This window comes from Tardiphaga sp. vice154 (assembly GCF_007018645.1).
In the GTDB taxonomy this organism is placed as follows: domain Bacteria; phylum Pseudomonadota; class Alphaproteobacteria; order Rhizobiales; family Xanthobacteraceae; genus Tardiphaga.
Map to the genome: position 1 here is coordinate 4321727 of NZ_CP041399.1, position 15423 is coordinate 4337149.

Sequence of the window (15423 nt, forward strand, 5' to 3'; positions counted from 1 at the left end):
AGAAAAATGATGCCCGATGCCGCCCGCGGCCTGATGATCGCCGCGCCGCGTTCCGGCAGCGGCAAGACCACCGTGACGATCGGCCTGCTGCGCGCGCTGCGTAACAAGGGGTTTCGCGTCGGCGGCGTCAAATGCGGTCCGGATTACATCGATCCCGCGTTCCATGCCGCGGCGAGCGGACGGCCCAGCCTCAATCTCGACAGTTGGGCGATGCGTTCCGATCTGATCGCGCGGCTCGCGCGTGAGGCCTCAGCCGAATCCGAATTGGTGATCTGCGAGGCCTCGATGGGACTGTTCGACGGCGTGCCTGCGGCAACCGGACGCTCGGGCTCGTCCGCCGATATCGCCGCCGCGCTCGGCCTGCCGGTCGTGCTGGTGATCGACGTCAGCGGGCAATCGCAATCCGCCGGCGCCATCGTTCGGGGGTGCTTGGGATTCGACCCGCGCGTCACCATCGCCGGGGTGATTCTCAACCGCGTCGGCAGCGCGCGGCATCTGCGGCTGGTGACCGAGGGCATCGCGCCTTTGGGCCTTCCGATTCTCGGCGCCCTACCGAAATCTCCGGGAATCGTTTTGCCGGAGCGACATCTCGGACTCGTGCAGGCGGGCGAGACATCCGACCTCGACGCGCGGCTCGATGCGATGGCCGGCTTCGTCAGCGAGCATGTCGATCTTGATGCGATCGCCGCGCTGGCTTCGGCGTTCAACGCCGATGCGGCTCCATCTGCGCAAGCCGCATTGCCGCCGCCGGGACGACGCATCGCGATGGCCAGAGATCAGGCGTTTTCCTTCATCTATCCGCATCTGTTGTCGGGCTGGCGCAGCGCCGGCGCCGAGATTTCGTTCTTCTCGCCGCTGGCGAATGAAGCACCGCCGGAGCAGTGCGATATCTGCTGGCTGCCGGGTGGTTATCCGGAACTGCACGCCGGACGGCTTGCGGCGTCGGCCGTCTTTCTGAGCGGACTGCGGCAATTCGCCGAAACGCGGCCGGTGCATGGCGAATGCGGAGGCTACATGACGCTCGGCGAGACACTGACCGACAAGGAAGGCGTCGTACATCGCATGGCCGGCTTGCTCAGTGTCCGCACCAGCTTTGCGGCCCGCAAGATGCACCTCGGCTATCGCGAAGCGCGACTCGCTGCGGACGGTTGTCTCGGCAAGACCGGCGCGACGTTTCGCGGCCATGAATTCCACTACGCCACGATTATCGACCAGGGCGACGACGCGCCGTTCGCGCTGGCAACGGATGCCTACGACAGCGAGCCGGTGGCCGCAGGAAGCCGACGCCGCAATGTCACCGGCAGCTTCTTTCATCTGGTGGCGCAGGTCTAAACGCAAAAAGCCGGCGTTGCCGCCGGCTTTTCGCTTAACATTCCATCCGCTCAGTAGGCAGCTTCCATCGCCGCCTGCTCCTGGCGGGCGATGGTGCCCTTGACCGCGGTCTGCACCTTCTCGAAGGCACGCACCTCGATCTGGCGGACGCGCTCGCGGGAGACGCCGAACTCCGTGGCGAGATCCTCCAGCGTCATCGGGTCGTCTGCCAGGCGACGCGCCTCGAAGATACGCTTCTCGCGCGGGTTGAGCACGCCGATCGCGCCGTTCAGCGCCTGACGGCGGTGATCCAGTTCCTCATGCTCGGCCAGCACCGCTTCCTGCGTCGGCGCATGGTCGACCAGCCAGTCCTGCCATTCGCCGGCCTCGCCATCGTCCCGGATCGGGGCGTTGAGCGACGCATCGCCGCCGAGGCGGCGGTTCATGTCGACCACGTCCTGCTCGGTGACGCCGAGGCGCTTGGCAATGATCTTGACCTGATCCGGGCGCATATCGCCCTCGTCCAGCGCCGAGATCTTGCTCTTCGCCTTGCGCAAATTGAAGAACAGTTTTTTCTGGTTCGCGGTGGTGCCCATCTTCACGAGCGACCACGAGCGCAGGATGTACTCTTGAATCGATGCCTTGATCCACCACATGGCGTAGGTGGCGAGGCGGAAGCCCTTCTCGGGCTCGAACCGCTTCACCGCCTGCATCAGGCCGACGTTGCCTTCCGAGACGACCTCGGAGATCGGCAGGCCGTAGCCGCGATAGCCCATCGCGATCTTGGCGACGAGCCGCAAATGGCTGGTCACGAGATGATGCGCCGCGTCGCGGTCGTCATGCTCGCGCCAGGACTTGGCGTACATATATTCCTGCTGGGGTTCCAGCATCGGAAATTTGCGGATTTCCGACAGGTAGCGGGACAGTCCGGATTCTCCGTTGAGAACCGGCAGTGTAGCTGTACGGGCCATGGTAGCACCCTCCAGTCGTTCAGGCCCCCGATAGCGGCGGGCCAGGCAGCGAGCGCGTTACTAAAGCCGCTCTTGCTGCGATGTTCCACGTTGCATGTTCAACGCAGACGCAACATACACCTGACTACAGGCGTATTGGAAGTGAACTTTCTGTCACGTCCGCGTGTTACTTAAATAACTTATTGGAATACCTCAATTTAATATATGCATCTGCGTCATTCCGTCACCGCCAGGGCATCGCGCAGGCGGGCGAGGTCGGGCGGCAGGTCGGAAATCCATTCGAGAATCTCGCCACTGCGCGGGTGTTCGAGGGCCAGCAGATAGGCGTGCAGCGCCTGGCGATCGAGTTCGGCCAGCGCCTTCTGGCTGACGGGACCCAGCGCATTGCTCTTGGTCTTGAAATGCGGACCATACACTGAATCGCCCATCAGCGGATGCTGGATATGCGCCAGATGGACGCGAATCTGGTGGGTACGGCCGGTCTCGAGCTGGCACGCCAGAAGGCTGGCGACCGGCCGGCCGTGGCGATCGTCGAAGGTCTGCTGCACTTCCCAATGCGTCACCGCCTCGCGGCCGGTATCGCGCACCGCCATTTTCTCGCGGGCATAGGGATGGCGGTCGATCGGCGCCTCCACGGTGCCGCGCTGCCGGTTCGGCACGCCCCAGGCAAACGCCATGTAGCCCCGCCGCATCTCGTTGGTGCGGCCGTGGTCGGCGAACTGCGCGGACAGCGACTGGTGCGCGTGGTCGTTCTTGGCAACCACCATCAGGCCGGTGGTATCCTTGTCGAGCCGGTGCACGATGCCCGGCCGCTTGACGCCGCCGATCCCCGACAGGGTCGCGCCGCAATGGGCGATCAGCGCGTTGACCAGCGTGCCGGTCTCGTGGCCGGCGGCGGGATGCACCACCAGCCCCTTCGGCTTGTTGATGACGATGATGTCCTCGTCCTCGAACACGATATCGAGCGCGATGTCCTCGCCTTCCGGCTCGGCGGCGACCGCCGGCGGCACGTCGATTGTGATCGTATCGCCCGCAGTGACATGATAAGCGGGGTCGCGAACGGCATCGGCGCCGATCCTGACCTGCCCGGCCAGAATCAGCGCCTTCAGCCGCGAGCGCGACAGCGCGGGACTGCGCACCGCCAGCACGCGGTCGAGCCGCACCGAGCCCTCATCGCCCTGCACCGTGACGTCCAGCGTGACATCGTTGGTGGCGGGTATGCCCTGATCAGAAGAGTTTTGCATGACTGAACCTGTTGCGCCCGATCCGAACCCTGAAGCGACCGCGGCCATGATGGCGAAGGTCAGGCGGATGATGCTGATTGCCGGGCTGACCACTGCGCTGGGCGTGGGCGCACTGCTCGTTGTGATCGGCTACCGCCTTTTCAAGTCCGAGGGAAGCGTCGTGACGCAAGCTACCACGGCGACCCTGCCGAAAGGTGCCAGAATCCTGTCCACGGCGGTCGCCGGCGACCGCCTGGTGCTGACGCTGGATGTCGGCGGCGCCACCGAGATCCGCACCTTTGACGCCAAGACGCTGAAGCCGGCCGGCACGCTGAAATTCGCGCAGGAACCGTAAATCCAACGCCGTCGCTTCTATTCCCATCAAACCTCCTTTTGGCATCTTGCCACCGCCATCCATCTTGGCTATTGCTTGCCTCAATGCTCCCTTCGTCTAGCGGTTAGGACGTTGCCCTCTCACGGCGAAAACAGCGGTTCGATTCCGCTAGGGAGCACCACTTGTGTTCAAAACTGCGAACACCTGCCCCGGTGACACTTTTCCCAGCGATAAAATTTTCCAGCGTCGCGCTGTCACCCGACAACCCGAATATTGTGGTCGTCCACGACGATACGGTAGATGACCGCGCGAAGGTAAAATTTGCGGAACGGAATCTCGCCGTTAGCAATTCGGTCGCGCACGGTTCGGCAACAGCGCTGCGGTCGTCTTCGGCGCCGAACTCGGCGGCATCTGCAACAACGTGCAGATCTGGAGTTTCCGGGGGCGGGGCTCGGTGCCGTTCTGAGGGGCGGGTGTGTTTCAGTCGTGCCAAACGCCGCTGGTAGGTTAAAGCAGTGCCTGAAGGCGCGTTCACAGCCTCCCTTTCGATACAATCTGAGATACTATTATAAGCTGAGCGGTCGTTGGAACTTGGACATCTAGGCGTACCATACGTCTCAACAGGCGGAAGCCCAGTATAAGATCAATTCTTAGACTGGAGGCAAAACGCGATAGCGAAGCTCTAGGGCGTGGACTGATGAGCGCGCAGCCAAATCCGAATCGCTGCGAGCTTGATGAAGGCAAGGTAATTCGCGGCGAGTTTGTGATATCGGGTCGCGACGCGCCGGCATTTCTTGATCCTATTGAAGAAACGCTCCACCAAATTGCGTGCCCGATACAGATATGGGCTAAAACAGATTGGGTCTCTGCGATTTCGCTTCGGAGGAATGTTAGCCCACGCACCTCGGACCGGCGAATGCCCTAATCCAGTCTGCGTCGTACCCTCGATCAGCCAGCAACATCGTGCCTGATTTTAGATCAGACTGCAGCTCGGTGACGAGCAAGAGGTTCCTTCGTTTCATGTCAGCTCCTTCTGGTTGGCGGGAAAGCGAGTTCTTACGGCGCAACCGCGCAATCATGGCGCTGACACCGCCACCAAGGCGGGGAAGCGCCAGGTGCCGTCGAGGATCTCGGCGCGCGGACGGTACAGGCGCACGGTGTAATTCCAGCCAGGCACAATCGGCAGGTAGTTGGGCTGGCGGGGATCGCCGCCGAAGCGGAGCGTCACCTTGCCGTCCGGGCCCGGCTTCACGGTCACGTTGTTCAGCGAGTAAGCCTTCTGCGGGTTCTTCTGATAGAAGCCCCCGGCGTTGTAGACGCTGACCGACCAGAAACCGTCCACCGGCACGTCGCCGAGCGTCAACGTGTAGGCGGTCTTGCCGTCGTTGGCCGGCGGAACGACGTTCAGGTACAGCGCGTCCTGCTCGCGGTTGCCGCCCCAGCCGCCGGCGGTGCCCACCAGGTGCGCGACCTTGTCTACAGCGTCGACGTCGCCGAACATGCCGCGGCTGCTCGCCACGAAGGGCGCCATCTGCCGCAGGAGCCCGCTGAGCTTGTCGCGTGCGGCCGTATCCCAGTTGGGCACGTCCAGCCTGCCAGGACTGGCCTGGGTGAGAGCGATGCCGTCCTGCGCCGCGTGCAGGCGCTTCCAGTCTTCGGGATCGTCAGGGTTGACGAAGGTCCGGATGCTGATGAACGCGTAGCGCGTTCCCACCATTTCCTTCGTGATGGTCCGCTCGCCCGGACCGTAGATCACGAGCTTGATGAAATGGTCCTCGTTGATGACCATCGCCGACTGGAAGCGCGTGCCGACGTTGGGCAGGACGAGCGTGGCGGGCGTGGTTAGGTCGAGCACCACGCGGCTGTACGGCGTATCGCGGTTCATCCGCACCACCGGCTGATGGTCGATGTCGACGCCCTGCCGATCGTGCGACAGGCGGCCGATGCCGCTGCTATTCACTCGCTCGCTGAAGTAGCGATCGGTCTCGGCTCGAACGTAGTTGTCGAGCGTCACGCGTTCGACCGGCGCGGCCTGCGCGCCGCCGAAGTGGAAGAGTGCAGCGAGCGACGCTGTGACCAGGGCGCGGAGAAGCGGCCTGGCGGTGCCGCTGCGGTGTGTGGAGATCTCCTTGCGCTTGACCGCCGGCGCGGCGGTGCCTCCGCCGCTGGTGGTCGAGCAGCCTGCGACGATCGCCGCGCCGGCGACGAGCAAGAGGTTCCTTCGTTTCATGAAAGCTCTAATGCAAGGCTTCGTTGAAAACGGGCTGGTCGTGGGGCGGGACCTCATATTTGAACCTCGCTTTACTACTGGCGGTGATGCCCGCTTTCCGAATTCGTGCGGGAATTAGCGCATCTCAATTTACGAACAATCCTAGCAGACACACCAGCCGGAATGCGCGCGGCGCAACGCCTAGAACCTGCGGTGCCGATCGTGATGACCGCAATGAGTGAACCCGTAGCGTCTGGCCTCGTGAATATCCTCGCGCATCACGGTAACCTCATCACAGGAACAGCAAGCCTAACTGAAGACGTGACGCCAAAACTACCTTTTTAATCGCAAGTTGCGGCGCCGCCTGAGCCGCAGTTGGTATCGGCATTGTCAAACTGCACAGCTATCCTGTCAGGAATAGGTAGTTGGTCCAGCTCGTCATTCGCATCAAAGCCATGCGAATGACGCCGGCGATCTGCACATTACCAGTGAACACCGCGGCATCGCCCTGCGCGCCAGCTGGCAGCCGCAATCCGCTCGCTTGATCCAGCTTGATGCGAACCGGAAACCGCGATTCATTCACGCGCGTTATCGCAGGGAAAAGACCTGTCGCTTGCAGCTGCCCCTCGGCTGCGACATCGATGGTCGTCTCGACTTTTCCTGTGAACACACGACCAGGATAGAGCGGAAAGACTACCTCGGCGTAATCTCCCGGCATGATCTGCAGATATCCGCTCTGCATGAAGGACGCGACGACAATTCCCTTGTGCCGTTCATCGCGATTACAGATGAAAGGCACGACCGAGGCCGCCGCGCTGACGACGGCACCAGCTTCGAGCTGCATGTTGGTGACGTAACCATCGCATGGCGCACGCACCGTCGCCTCTGCGAGATTATAGCGTGCTTGTTCGAGTTGCTGCCTCACCTGGGCTACGCTAGTGTTCTCACCGCCGACGTTCGAATCGTAGGCCAGCTTCGCACGCTGCTCGGCGGCCTGCACCTCGGCGACTCCTTGTTTTGCTGTTTCAAGGTTCCGCTCGGCCCTGTCGAGGGTCGCCTGCGCCACGACCTTCTTTTCAAAAAGGTCCGACTGCCGGTCGTACTCCGCACGCGCGAGGGCGAACTGAACGCCCGCCTTTTCAGCTGTAGCCGAGGCCTGGTCCAGCGCAGTCTTGAGCTGTGGAACAGTCTGCTCGGCTGCGGCCAGCGCGGCTTCGAGCCGGCTGACATCGAATTGGAATGGCCGCGGATCGATCGTAAAGATCACCTCGCCCTTTTTCATCGCCGTGTTGGGTTGAGCGACAACCTCCTGCACGCGTCCCGGTGTGCTGATATGCGGGACAATTGGCACGATGTGCTGGAAAACACGCGCATCGGCGGACGAGGGATGATAATTGTTCATCGACAGGAGAATGTAACCGGCGAAGAGCGGGCCGACTGCAGCGAGCGCTATCGTGACCGGCAAACTCATCCGCATCAGACGCAGCTTGTCGAACACGAGCCAGACAAGCGCAATGTAGGTGAGGAAGAGCGCCCCCATCATGCTGTATTCTCCCGTGCTTCAGTGCTGACAAGCCGTCGGTGAAGCGCTTCGATTCTTTGCTCGAGATCCATCAGTGCCGATTCCACGGCGTCCTCGCCAACGACTGGTGACTCCTTCATTTCGCCGGCGTGCTTCTTATGGAGATAGATGACATAGACCGATGAAATGAGTGCCCAAAGCATGGCTAGCCTCCTGTCACCTTCGTCGACTGGCCGGGGGCCAGGGCCTCGATCTGCGCAAGCAGTTTTGAGGCGCGTTGCATGCGTGCGAGTAGCTCGCTCGTTCGATCTGCATTGATTTCGCCCAGCCGGGCCGGCGAGAGATGCGCCCAGACCATAGCGACAGGCCAAAGCACCAGCGTGACGACGCCCATCCACCCGCAGATGCCGATCGCCGCAGCCTGCGGATGTCCGCGCTCGCGCGCAATAGCGCCCGGCAGGCTACCGAGCTTGTAGAGTACATAGCCAATCAGCAAAGGCATAATGCACAGGATGACTAGCGTCATCCAGTGCAGGAACGGGTCGAACGATTGCAGTGTAAAACGCATCGCAGGCCTCTTACCTTCATCACTATCAAACCCGACCAAAAGTTGTTTGACGGCGCGTTTTGAGGTATCCGCCGAATAAGGACCGGCGCGGAGGCCTCTTTGTCGTCACCGCAATATCTGCGGCTATCGTCAGTGCTGATCCGGCGCGACCGCTCCGCGCCGGAGGAAGCGCTGGAATCCCGGAACTCTGCCCACGAAAGTATCAAGCGCAGCCTAAGGCAGTGTGTCGACCCTAAGGAAAGGTCAGGCTTTGGCTCTGCCCGGCTACATTGAACATCGCGTTTCTCCAATTGTCGGCGCTTCGATCACGTACTGGTGGAGCACCCGTTCCGGAAAAGAGTTTCATGCCCGACAAAGCGTGATCAATAGCCCGAAACGACTGTTTTCCAAATGCTTGCTGCCCGCAATTTTACGGTCTTGCGAGCCGTGATGAAAGAAGCGCCGCTTGAGTGCGGCTCTTGAGCTTTAAGCGATCGAGGATTGCGGACACGTGCAGCTTGATGGTGTTTGGCGAAAGGAAGAGCATCATCGCGATCTCCTTGTTTGATTTGCCCTCGCCCAGCAGCCGCAGGACTTCCATCTGCCGTTTGCTCAACTGAGCACGAACGACCTGATCGGCATCCCACTGCGTTTCGCTCTTCTCGCCTATACCGAGCACGGCGGGCATCGCTTTTAGCTGGGAAGGGAGCGTTTCCAGGACGGAGCGATCGAGGACGTCGCCAATCGCAGCTAAACCGAACCGGGCGTGCGCTTGTCCTTTCTCCCGCTTCTGGTGCTCGCGTCGCTTGCCTATCGTTGCCGAGAATATCGCCGAGAGGTTTACATGGAGAAGGGCTACGGCGGCAGGTCCGTGTGGCGAGAGCGGAATCCCCATGAGGCAGAACCATCGTGCCTCGGTCGGCGAGTGACAGGGATAAAGATACGTCAAGTATTCACGCTGACCCGCGAGCAGTGCCCTCAACTCGCTTTCCAAGAAACATGAGTCCCGTTCATCCGATTGGCAATATTGCAGGTAGTTCGAACCAATCGCTGAATCGGGAAGGCGCAATCCGTTTTGTCGGCCAGACTTTTTCCAGGCATCATTGACTACTACAATTGTTCCAGCGGCATCGAGGATCGCTATACTGACGGGGAGCGAGTTCAGTTTCCCGAACGTCGCGCCGTTATCGGTCCAATTGGTAGCGGCCGTGAGCTTGGCGGACATCGTGCGCATGGCGTCTATCCGATGTTCAAAACAATGTTGCCGGCAGATATAGCCGCTTCGGGCTATTGTTTTTCATTTGGCAGTTCGATCTGCTGACGCAGATCAAAAATAGACGACGGACAGTCGGACGAAACTCGAAGATTGGTTGAAGCCGCGCTTCTTCCGAACCGAATACCGTCGTGCAACATGGTCAAGAGCGCATTGCCGTAGGAGCCTTCGTCATTGCGCAAGAGGTAATGGCCGAATTTTCGCAGCATTGCGGAGGATCAGTGGCTAGATTCCCATTGGTAGCAGGCGGCGTGAGACAGAACTATCAACCGGGCTCGTTGGGCGCGGACAGTAGCAGAGACGTTACGTTCAGACACAGTATCTTCTCGCCAACCGCACTGGCCTGTAAATTGGCGCTTAGCGCGACGATCTGCCGCACGGCGGTCGCGCAGGTCTCGGCTTCTGCACCTCAACGAAATGTCTATTTCGGAGACCTCCACCTTCACAGCTCGTTCTCGGCAGATGCATTCGTGCTCGGCACCCGCACAACTCCGGACTACGCGTTCAATTTCGCGAAGGGCCAGCCGGTGAGTTTTTTCGGCAGGACAGTGAAACGAAGGACCCCGCTCGATTTTCTTGCCTTGACTGACCACGACGAGATTGCGGTCGGTTTGCGCATCCTATGTGTTCAGTGACGTAATCCTGCGCATGGAGGAAATCTTGGAGATCAATTCAGCCGACAAGCTGCCGATACCCAAGATCGACAATGTGGAGCGCAAATTGTGGCGATGGAAGAATTTTACAGAGCTCTTCTCGTCATCACCGCAGTGGCGGTTCTGGCTGTTGCGCCGCGCGGCGCCGCCGCTCACGAGGTCCGGCCCGCTTATCTGGAAATCGTCTTGACCGGACGCGAGGCGGTTATTCTCTGGAAGCAACCGGTCGCAGGCGAGTTCGCCTTGCCGCTCTCGCCCGTTCTCTCGAATGGATGGATTGCAGGTCCGCCTTCCCGCGCTCTCGCTTCCGACGCCGACTTCCTGAAAGAATGGCGCGTACCTACGAGCAACGCAGATATCGCGGGTGTGACAATTTCAATCGACGGGCTGGATCGCAGCATTACCGACGTACTCGTCAAAATTACGCACACAAGCGGCCAGAGCATCACGCGTGTGCTGCGGCCGGGGGCCTCGTCGTTCCTGGTCGAGAGCGACGGATCGTCGCCCGAGGGGCTTCTGGAAACCATTAGAATCGGGGTCGAGCACATCCTGACCGGCTACGACCACTTGTTGTTCATCAGCGCGCTCATGCTGCTTGTCCGGGGTCTGCGTCGCCTCGCCTGGACCATTACGGCCTTCACGCTTGGCCACAGCGTCACACTGGCGGCGGCAGTGCTCGGCTACGTCAACGTCAATCCGGCTATGGTCGAGATTCTGATTGCCTTGAGCGTGCTCATTCTGGCCGTCGAGGTCGTCTATGCGATCACAGGTCGCAACACCTTTGCATCGCGGCAGCCCTGGCTTGTGGCGGGAGGTTTCGGCCTTTTGCATGGTCTCGGCTTTGCAGGATCCCTTACGCGCGCCGGACTCCCGAATGAGGATGTCGCTTCCGTTCTGTTCGGGTTCAACATCGGTGTCGAGATCGGCCAACTGACGTTTGTTGTGATTGCACTTACGGTCGTCTGGGCGGCGCGCCGCCTTTTTGCGTTTCCCTTGCGAGCAGCACTGATACCCGCCTACGCGATCGGGGCGATGGCAGCATACTGGCTGATCGAGCGAGTAGCCGATGCCAGCTGATCAACCCGGTACACTCGCTAGACTATGCCGCGAGCCGCTGCTTCATTTCATTTTAATAGGCGCCTTTTTGGCGGGCGCCGTCCAACTGCTCCAAAAGCCTGCGAAATCTGATCAGGAAATCCTTGTCACGCCCGCCCTCGTCGAACGGCTCGCGAATTTGTATCGGCTGCAGACGGGTTCGCAGCCCGATAGCCGCCGGCGTGAATGGCTCGTACAAAACTATATTAGAGAAGAGATGCTTTTCCGCGAAGCCAAATCTCTGCGACTAGATGAAGGTGACGAGCTGGTGCGGCGCCGCCTCGTTCAGAAACTCGAATTTCTGAAAGCTGACGCCGCAATTCCTGCGGAGCCCGACGAAGCGACGCTGCGCGCATATCACACGGCTCGTCCGGAACTCTTTCTGGCGCCTGCGAAGGTGAGTTTCAGCCACGTGTTCTTTAGTCCGGACAAGCGAACCGCCGAAGGCGCGCGCAAGGCGGCTGCGCAAGAGCTGGAAAATTTGACAGAGTCCAGCGATCTCGCCAGCATCGGCGACCGGTTTCCGCTCAAGTCAGCCTATGACGCCATGACTCCGGCAGCACTCGTACAAGTCTTTGGCCCGAAGTCGATTGCGGAGGCGCCGTTCAACGCTGAGGTGAGCCGTTGGACTGGGCCCGTGGAATCCGGTTTCGGCTGGCATTTGATCCGCGTTACCGCACGGGCACCCTCGCGATTGCTGCCATTCGAGGATGCTCTGGACATGGTACGCAATGCGTGGACGTCAAATCAGCTCGACTTAGCCGTCCAGAAGCGCCTGGAAGAACTCTCGCGACGCTATACGATCGTTCGGAAAGATATCTCCGAGGAAAAAGCCAAGCCCTGATTGGAGACGACATGAACAGTAGATGGTCCAAACCTGCATTGTGTTCAGTTGCGCTGCTCGTCTTTGTTGGCCCTGCTCTCGCGCAAGCGCCCGAACGCATCGCGTTTTTCGGCGACATCCACCTGCACACCAGTTATTCGACCGATGCGTTTCTGCTGATGACGCGCACAACTCCGGACGATTCCTATCGGTTCGCGCAGGGGCAGGAGGTCGAGTACCTCGGTCACCGCGTAAAACGTAAGGCGCCGCTCGACTTTCTCGCCGTGACGGATCACGCGGAATACCTCGGCGTTGTCCGAATGGCCCTAAAGCCCGACGGACCGCTCAAAGGGACGCGTTGGGGCGACTGGTTGGCCGGCGACACTGTCGAAGGTTCTGCCGCCGCTTACAAAGAGCTGCTGAAAGCATCAGGCGAAAGCGCGAAGATCGATGAATTCGAAAACCCCGCCCTGCAAAAAAGCGCGTGGGACGAATACGTCGCCTATGCTGACAAGTACTATGCGCCGGGACGGTTCACGACTTTCGTTGCCTTTGAATGGACGTCGGCACCGGGTAACCAGAACCTGCACCGCAACGTGATCTTCCGCGGCAAAGGGCCAGACGTCCCGTTCTCGTCCAAGGAGTCGAACGATCCCGAGCAGCTTTGGGCCTACATGGAGCGACAGCGGAAGGCAGGGCTGACGTTGCTAGCGATCCCGCACAACGGCAACGCCAGCAACGGCCTGATGTTCAACACGGAGAAGACGCTATCAGGCGCCCCGATCACGCGCGACTATCTGGAGCGACGACGCGCAAACGAACCGCTCACCGAAGTGGCGCAGGTCAAGGGACAAAGCGAGACACACCCCCTGTTGTCACCCAATGACGAGTTCGCCTCGTTTGAACTATACGAGTACCTCATTGGTGTGCCGCGCAAAGCGAACTTCGCCACTGGAAGTTATATCCGGCAGGCCTACGGCGCCGGTCAGGCGCTGCAGGAAAAGTTCGGAATCAATCCGTTCAAGCTCGGACTCGTCGGCGGCACGGATTTTCATTCTGGTGTCTCCGCGACCGAGGAGTCCGCCTATCCCGGTTCCCACGGCAACCAGGATCCCAAGACTCTTGCGACGATCACAGCGACAACGTCGATCGGCGGCGAACCGCCGGTTGGCGCCAGCGCGGCGGCCCTCACCGGCGTCTGGGCAGAAGCCAACACGCGGGAGGCGATTTTCGATGCTCTCCAGCGCAAAGAGACTTTCGGAACTTCGGGAGGGCGCATCCAGGTTCGGTTCTTTGGCGGCTGGAATTTCGGTTCCGATACGCTGTCGCGTCCCGATTGGGTGCGCAGGGCTTACACAGAGGGCGTGCCTATGGGCGACGACCTCAAGGCCGGCCCCGCCGGCCTTGCTCCGACGTTCATCGTACAGGCGCTGAAAGATCCAGATTCCGGCAATCTCGATCGGGTGCAAATCATCAAGGTCGAGACCCGGGGCGGGGTGTCGAAAGAGCAGGTCTTCGACGTCGCCTGGAGCGGGGACCGCAAGCCGGACCTGACCGGAAAACTGCCGAGCGTCGGTAATACGGTCGATCTCGCCAAGGCCAGTTACGAAAACAGCATCGGCGCGGTCGAATTGATGGGCACATGGCAGGATCCGACGTTCGATCCCAGCGCCAGCGCGACCTATTACGCCCGGGCGATCGAAATTCCGACGCCGCGTTGGTCCACCCGCTGGGCCGTTGAACTCGGAAGCCCCCTCAATCCGGAGGCACCGCCGATGTTGCAGGAACGAGCCTGGACCTCGCCCATCTGGTACACGCCGCCAGGCATCGCCCGGTGAAAGCCTGAATGAAGCCTCCTCGGACGACGTCTGCCCCAGTTCCTTGTTGCAAATGACCGTCCCACTTCAGATGAGCCGATCTGGCCGGATTGTTGCGTGATGCCATCCCCCGGCGGTCAGCACCGCAAAGGTTCATGAGCGCCAATGTTCATTGAGCGCTGAGGCAGTGAGGTTTTTTGGTGAGCGCGGAGAGATTGCCCCCTCGACTCTATGAGTTCATCACGCTGAATCTGGTGCGAGCGAACTTCAATCGCTTGGATTATTATAAGCGATTTCAATTAGATACGTGTTCGCAGGTTTATTCTGAATGGAGCACCACAGGCCTTTTGCCGGTGTGCTGGGCGACCGGGTTTCCCGGTTCTTGTTCGGTTTCGCGATGAACGGCGCTCGTCCCTTTCCTCCACGTTTTGTAGCTGCGGATCTGCTTCCAGCCCATCGAGCGTTTGCCGTATGGCTGCCGCGCAGGGGCTCGCGGTCCATTTCTAGGGGCGTCGTTTCACGGCCGTTGGGGCGCGGCCGGCGAGGTCGAAGTTTTCCCCACCAGCGAGCAACGTGACGGCGAACTGGCTGAGGTCGGCTTAAAACTTTCGCTCGAACCCGTGTGGCCGAGCCAGCAAAAACGGCGGCCCTGAACACGACGGTCCGATGGGTCCGCAAGACCAGCTTGATTGCCCTCCACTACCCCTCCATCAGCACGAGCACCACTTCGAGCGGGACGTCGGGCAGTTGTCGCACGGTGCCGCTGCAGGCCGCGTTCCGGGGTCCGGAGATGCCCTCGAAATCGACGTCGAACTCGTCGAGGCCGAGGATGCCGGCATGACCGGGCGAGTGCCGCCGCGTCGAGACGGTGGCCTTGAACGTGTCGCCATCCTGCGTAAGCCGGCCGCTATATTCGATCACCGCGTCACGCCCTGACAATCGCTCATCGGCCAGTTCGACAATGCCGACGCCGTCGGCCTGCGCCGTCTTGAACCACACCGAATATCGTCCATCCCGCAACATCACTCGCCTCCTGATCTTCTTTCCCCGATTAAACTACCGGGGTACGGAATTTCTGAACCGAATATGGCGGATTTTATCGATAGACCGGTCGTCCGCCGCACGCGTGGCCGCGCCCTGAAAGCACGGCAGCGCCGGCGACGAGCGGCGCCCTGTGCAGGCAGAGGCCATGCCGAACGCGTCGCTGCAGGATCGTGCGTGACGAGATGATGACCGGTTCGTTAACGCCGGCATCACTTCAATGTCAGGCGATGTCATCGGCAATTCATGCCCCCGACGCCAATCGGCCCGATTGGTTCGGCATGGTCCGCGCAACAACGACGGAGACCGACCATGACGATCAACGCGCAGCCTTATCTCGACGCCCGCTCGGTGGCCGCCTTGCGTGAATTGCTGGAGATCGCGGTCGAGCAGATCGCCGTGCAGCACCGCACGCCCGCGACCAAGGCCAAGATGGCGCAGAGCATCCTGCACATCGCCCGCGGGGGCGAGACGGACCGGCGCGCCTTGCTGAGTCATGCGGTCGAGGCCGGCGCGGATGGTGCGCCTTGATTGCGGTAGCCCGGATGACAATCCGGGGCCGGCCCATCAACCATCAATGCCTTCCCCGGATTTCGTCACCACG

15 protein-coding genes, 1 tRNA gene and 1 pseudogene are annotated in these 15423 nt (G+C 60.9%); 8 read left to right on the plus strand and 9 right to left on the minus strand.

The features are described 5' to 3' along the window. Positions 1-6 precede the first annotated feature (6 nt). Entirely contained in the window at positions 7-1332 is a 1326-nt protein-coding gene (locus FIU28_RS20215) for a cobyrinate a,c-diamide synthase (RefSeq protein ID WP_143574930.1), read from the plus strand. Between the two features lie 50 nt (positions 1333-1382). On the opposite strand, the gene rpoH is transcribed toward FIU28_RS20215, so the two are convergent. Then, positions 1383-2282 (minus strand): RNA polymerase sigma factor RpoH, encoded by a 900-nt coding sequence (gene rpoH / locus FIU28_RS20220; protein WP_143574931.1) that lies wholly within the window; start codon positions 2280-2282, stop codon positions 1383-1385. Positions 2283-2497: 215 nt separating this feature from the next. After that, positions 2498-3526, minus strand: coding sequence for an RluA family pseudouridine synthase (locus FIU28_RS20225; protein WP_143574932.1), 1029 nt, complete (start codon positions 3524-3526; stop codon positions 2498-2500). On the opposite strand from FIU28_RS20225, the gene FIU28_RS20230 reads away from it, so the two are divergent. Both FIU28_RS20230 and FIU28_RS20235 read left to right on the plus strand, forming a co-directional pair. Next, positions 3525-3860 (plus strand): hypothetical protein, encoded by a 336-nt coding sequence (locus FIU28_RS20230; RefSeq protein ID WP_143574933.1) that lies wholly within the window; start codon positions 3525-3527, stop codon positions 3858-3860. The genes FIU28_RS20225 and FIU28_RS20230 overlap by 2 nt on opposite strands. Positions 3861-3945: 85 nt before the next feature. Next, a tRNA-Glu gene (locus FIU28_RS20235) sits at positions 3946-4020 on the plus strand. Positions 4021-4521: 501 nt separating this feature from the next. Here the strand turns inward: FIU28_RS20235 and FIU28_RS20240 are convergent. The 6 genes and pseudogenes from FIU28_RS20240 to FIU28_RS20265 all read right to left on the minus strand — a co-directional run. After that, positions 4522-4828 (minus strand): annotated as a pseudogene (locus tag FIU28_RS20240) (transposase); the annotation flags it as partial. An 86-nt stretch (positions 4829-4914) separates the two neighbouring features. Continuing rightward, positions 4915-6069 carry a DUF1214 domain-containing protein gene (locus FIU28_RS20245; protein WP_168202998.1) on the minus strand — a complete coding sequence of 385 codons (1155 nt, stop codon included), beginning with the start codon at positions 6067-6069 and terminating at the stop codon, positions 4915-4917. Positions 6070-6451: 382 nt separating this feature from the next. After that, complete coding sequence (locus tag FIU28_RS20250; RefSeq protein ID WP_143574935.1) at positions 6452-7591, minus strand: HlyD family secretion protein; 1140 nt, start codon at positions 7589-7591, stop codon at positions 6452-6454. After that, positions 7588-7773: a hypothetical protein gene (locus FIU28_RS20255; protein ID WP_143574936.1), complete on the minus strand. Its 186-nt coding sequence runs from the start codon at positions 7771-7773 to the stop codon at positions 7588-7590. The genes FIU28_RS20250 and FIU28_RS20255 overlap by 4 nt, the downstream gene beginning before the upstream one ends. Positions 7774-7775: 2 nt before the next feature. Further along, the gene (locus FIU28_RS20260; protein ID WP_246660751.1) at positions 7776-8138 is read right to left on the minus strand and encodes a DUF3302 domain-containing protein; all 363 of its coding nucleotides are present in this window, start codon (positions 8136-8138) and stop codon (positions 7776-7778) included. Between the two features lie 409 nt (positions 8139-8547). Continuing rightward, entirely contained in the window at positions 8548-9351 is an 804-nt protein-coding gene (locus tag FIU28_RS20265) for a LuxR C-terminal-related transcriptional regulator (protein ID WP_143574937.1), read from the minus strand. 290 nt (positions 9352-9641) lie between these two features. Here FIU28_RS20265 and FIU28_RS20270 point away from each other — a divergent pair, with 290 nt between their 5' ends. From FIU28_RS20270 to FIU28_RS20285, 4 genes are all read left to right on the plus strand, one after another. Beyond that, a complete protein-coding gene (locus tag FIU28_RS20270; protein WP_168209968.1) occupies positions 9642-10025 on the plus strand; it encodes a DUF3604 domain-containing protein in 384 nt (127 codons plus the stop codon). Positions 10026-10118: 93 nt separating this feature from the next. Then, complete coding sequence (locus FIU28_RS20275) at positions 10119-11120, plus strand: HupE/UreJ family protein (RefSeq protein WP_246661024.1); 1002 nt, start codon at positions 10119-10121, stop codon at positions 11118-11120. Continuing rightward, positions 11110-11982: a peptidyl-prolyl cis-trans isomerase gene (locus tag FIU28_RS20280; RefSeq protein WP_143574940.1), complete on the plus strand. Its 873-nt coding sequence runs from the start codon at positions 11110-11112 to the stop codon at positions 11980-11982. The genes FIU28_RS20275 and FIU28_RS20280 overlap by 11 nt, the downstream gene beginning before the upstream one ends. 11 nt (positions 11983-11993) lie before the next feature. Continuing rightward, positions 11994-13799 carry a DUF3604 domain-containing protein gene (locus FIU28_RS20285; protein WP_143574941.1) on the plus strand — a complete coding sequence of 602 codons (1806 nt, stop codon included), beginning with the start codon at positions 11994-11996 and terminating at the stop codon, positions 13797-13799. Positions 13800-14477: 678 nt separating this feature from the next. Here FIU28_RS20285 and FIU28_RS20290 read toward each other — a convergent pair. Next, complete coding sequence (locus tag FIU28_RS20290; protein WP_143574942.1) at positions 14478-14801, minus strand: hypothetical protein; 324 nt, start codon at positions 14799-14801, stop codon at positions 14478-14480. Between the two features lie 330 nt (positions 14802-15131). Between FIU28_RS20290 and FIU28_RS20295 the strand changes: the two genes are divergently transcribed. Then, positions 15132-15350, plus strand: coding sequence for a hypothetical protein (locus FIU28_RS20295; RefSeq protein WP_143574943.1), 219 nt, complete (start codon positions 15132-15134; stop codon positions 15348-15350). Positions 15351-15423 lie beyond the last annotated feature (73 nt).

Coding starts and splice junctions, on each gene's coding strand:
- rpoH (WP_143574931.1), bottom strand. CDS start 2,282: ATGGCCCGTACAGCTACACTGCCGGTTCTCAACGGAGAATCCGGACTG.
- FIU28_RS20275 (WP_246661024.1), top strand. CDS start 10,119: ATGGAAGAATTTTACAGAGCTCTTCTCGTCATCACCGCAGTGGCGGTT.
- FIU28_RS20215 (WP_143574930.1), top strand. CDS start 7: ATGATGCCCGATGCCGCCCGCGGCCTGATGATCGCCGCGCCGCGTTCC.
- FIU28_RS20260 (WP_246660751.1), bottom strand. CDS start 8,138: ATGCGTTTTACACTGCAATCGTTCGACCCGTTCCTGCACTGGATGACG.
- FIU28_RS20280 (WP_143574940.1), top strand. CDS start 11,110: ATGCCAGCTGATCAACCCGGTACACTCGCTAGACTATGCCGCGAGCCG.
- FIU28_RS20245 (WP_168202998.1), bottom strand. CDS start 6,069: ATGAAACGAAGGAACCTCTTGCTCGTCGCCGGCGCGGCGATCGTCGCA.
- FIU28_RS20230 (WP_143574933.1), top strand. CDS start 3,525: ATGACTGAACCTGTTGCGCCCGATCCGAACCCTGAAGCGACCGCGGCC.
- FIU28_RS20255 (WP_143574936.1), bottom strand. CDS start 7,773: ATGCTTTGGGCACTCATTTCATCGGTCTATGTCATCTATCTCCATAAG.
- FIU28_RS20285 (WP_143574941.1), top strand. CDS start 11,994: ATGAACAGTAGATGGTCCAAACCTGCATTGTGTTCAGTTGCGCTGCTC.
- FIU28_RS20225 (WP_143574932.1), bottom strand. CDS start 3,526: ATGCAAAACTCTTCTGATCAGGGCATACCCGCCACCAACGATGTCACG.
- FIU28_RS20265 (WP_143574937.1), bottom strand. CDS start 9,351: ATGCGCACGATGTCCGCCAAGCTCACGGCCGCTACCAATTGGACCGAT.
- FIU28_RS20290 (WP_143574942.1), bottom strand. CDS start 14,801: ATGTTGCGGGATGGACGATATTCGGTGTGGTTCAAGACGGCGCAGGCC.
- FIU28_RS20250 (WP_143574935.1), bottom strand. CDS start 7,591: ATGATGGGGGCGCTCTTCCTCACCTACATTGCGCTTGTCTGGCTCGTG.
- FIU28_RS20295 (WP_143574943.1), top strand. CDS start 15,132: ATGACGATCAACGCGCAGCCTTATCTCGACGCCCGCTCGGTGGCCGCC.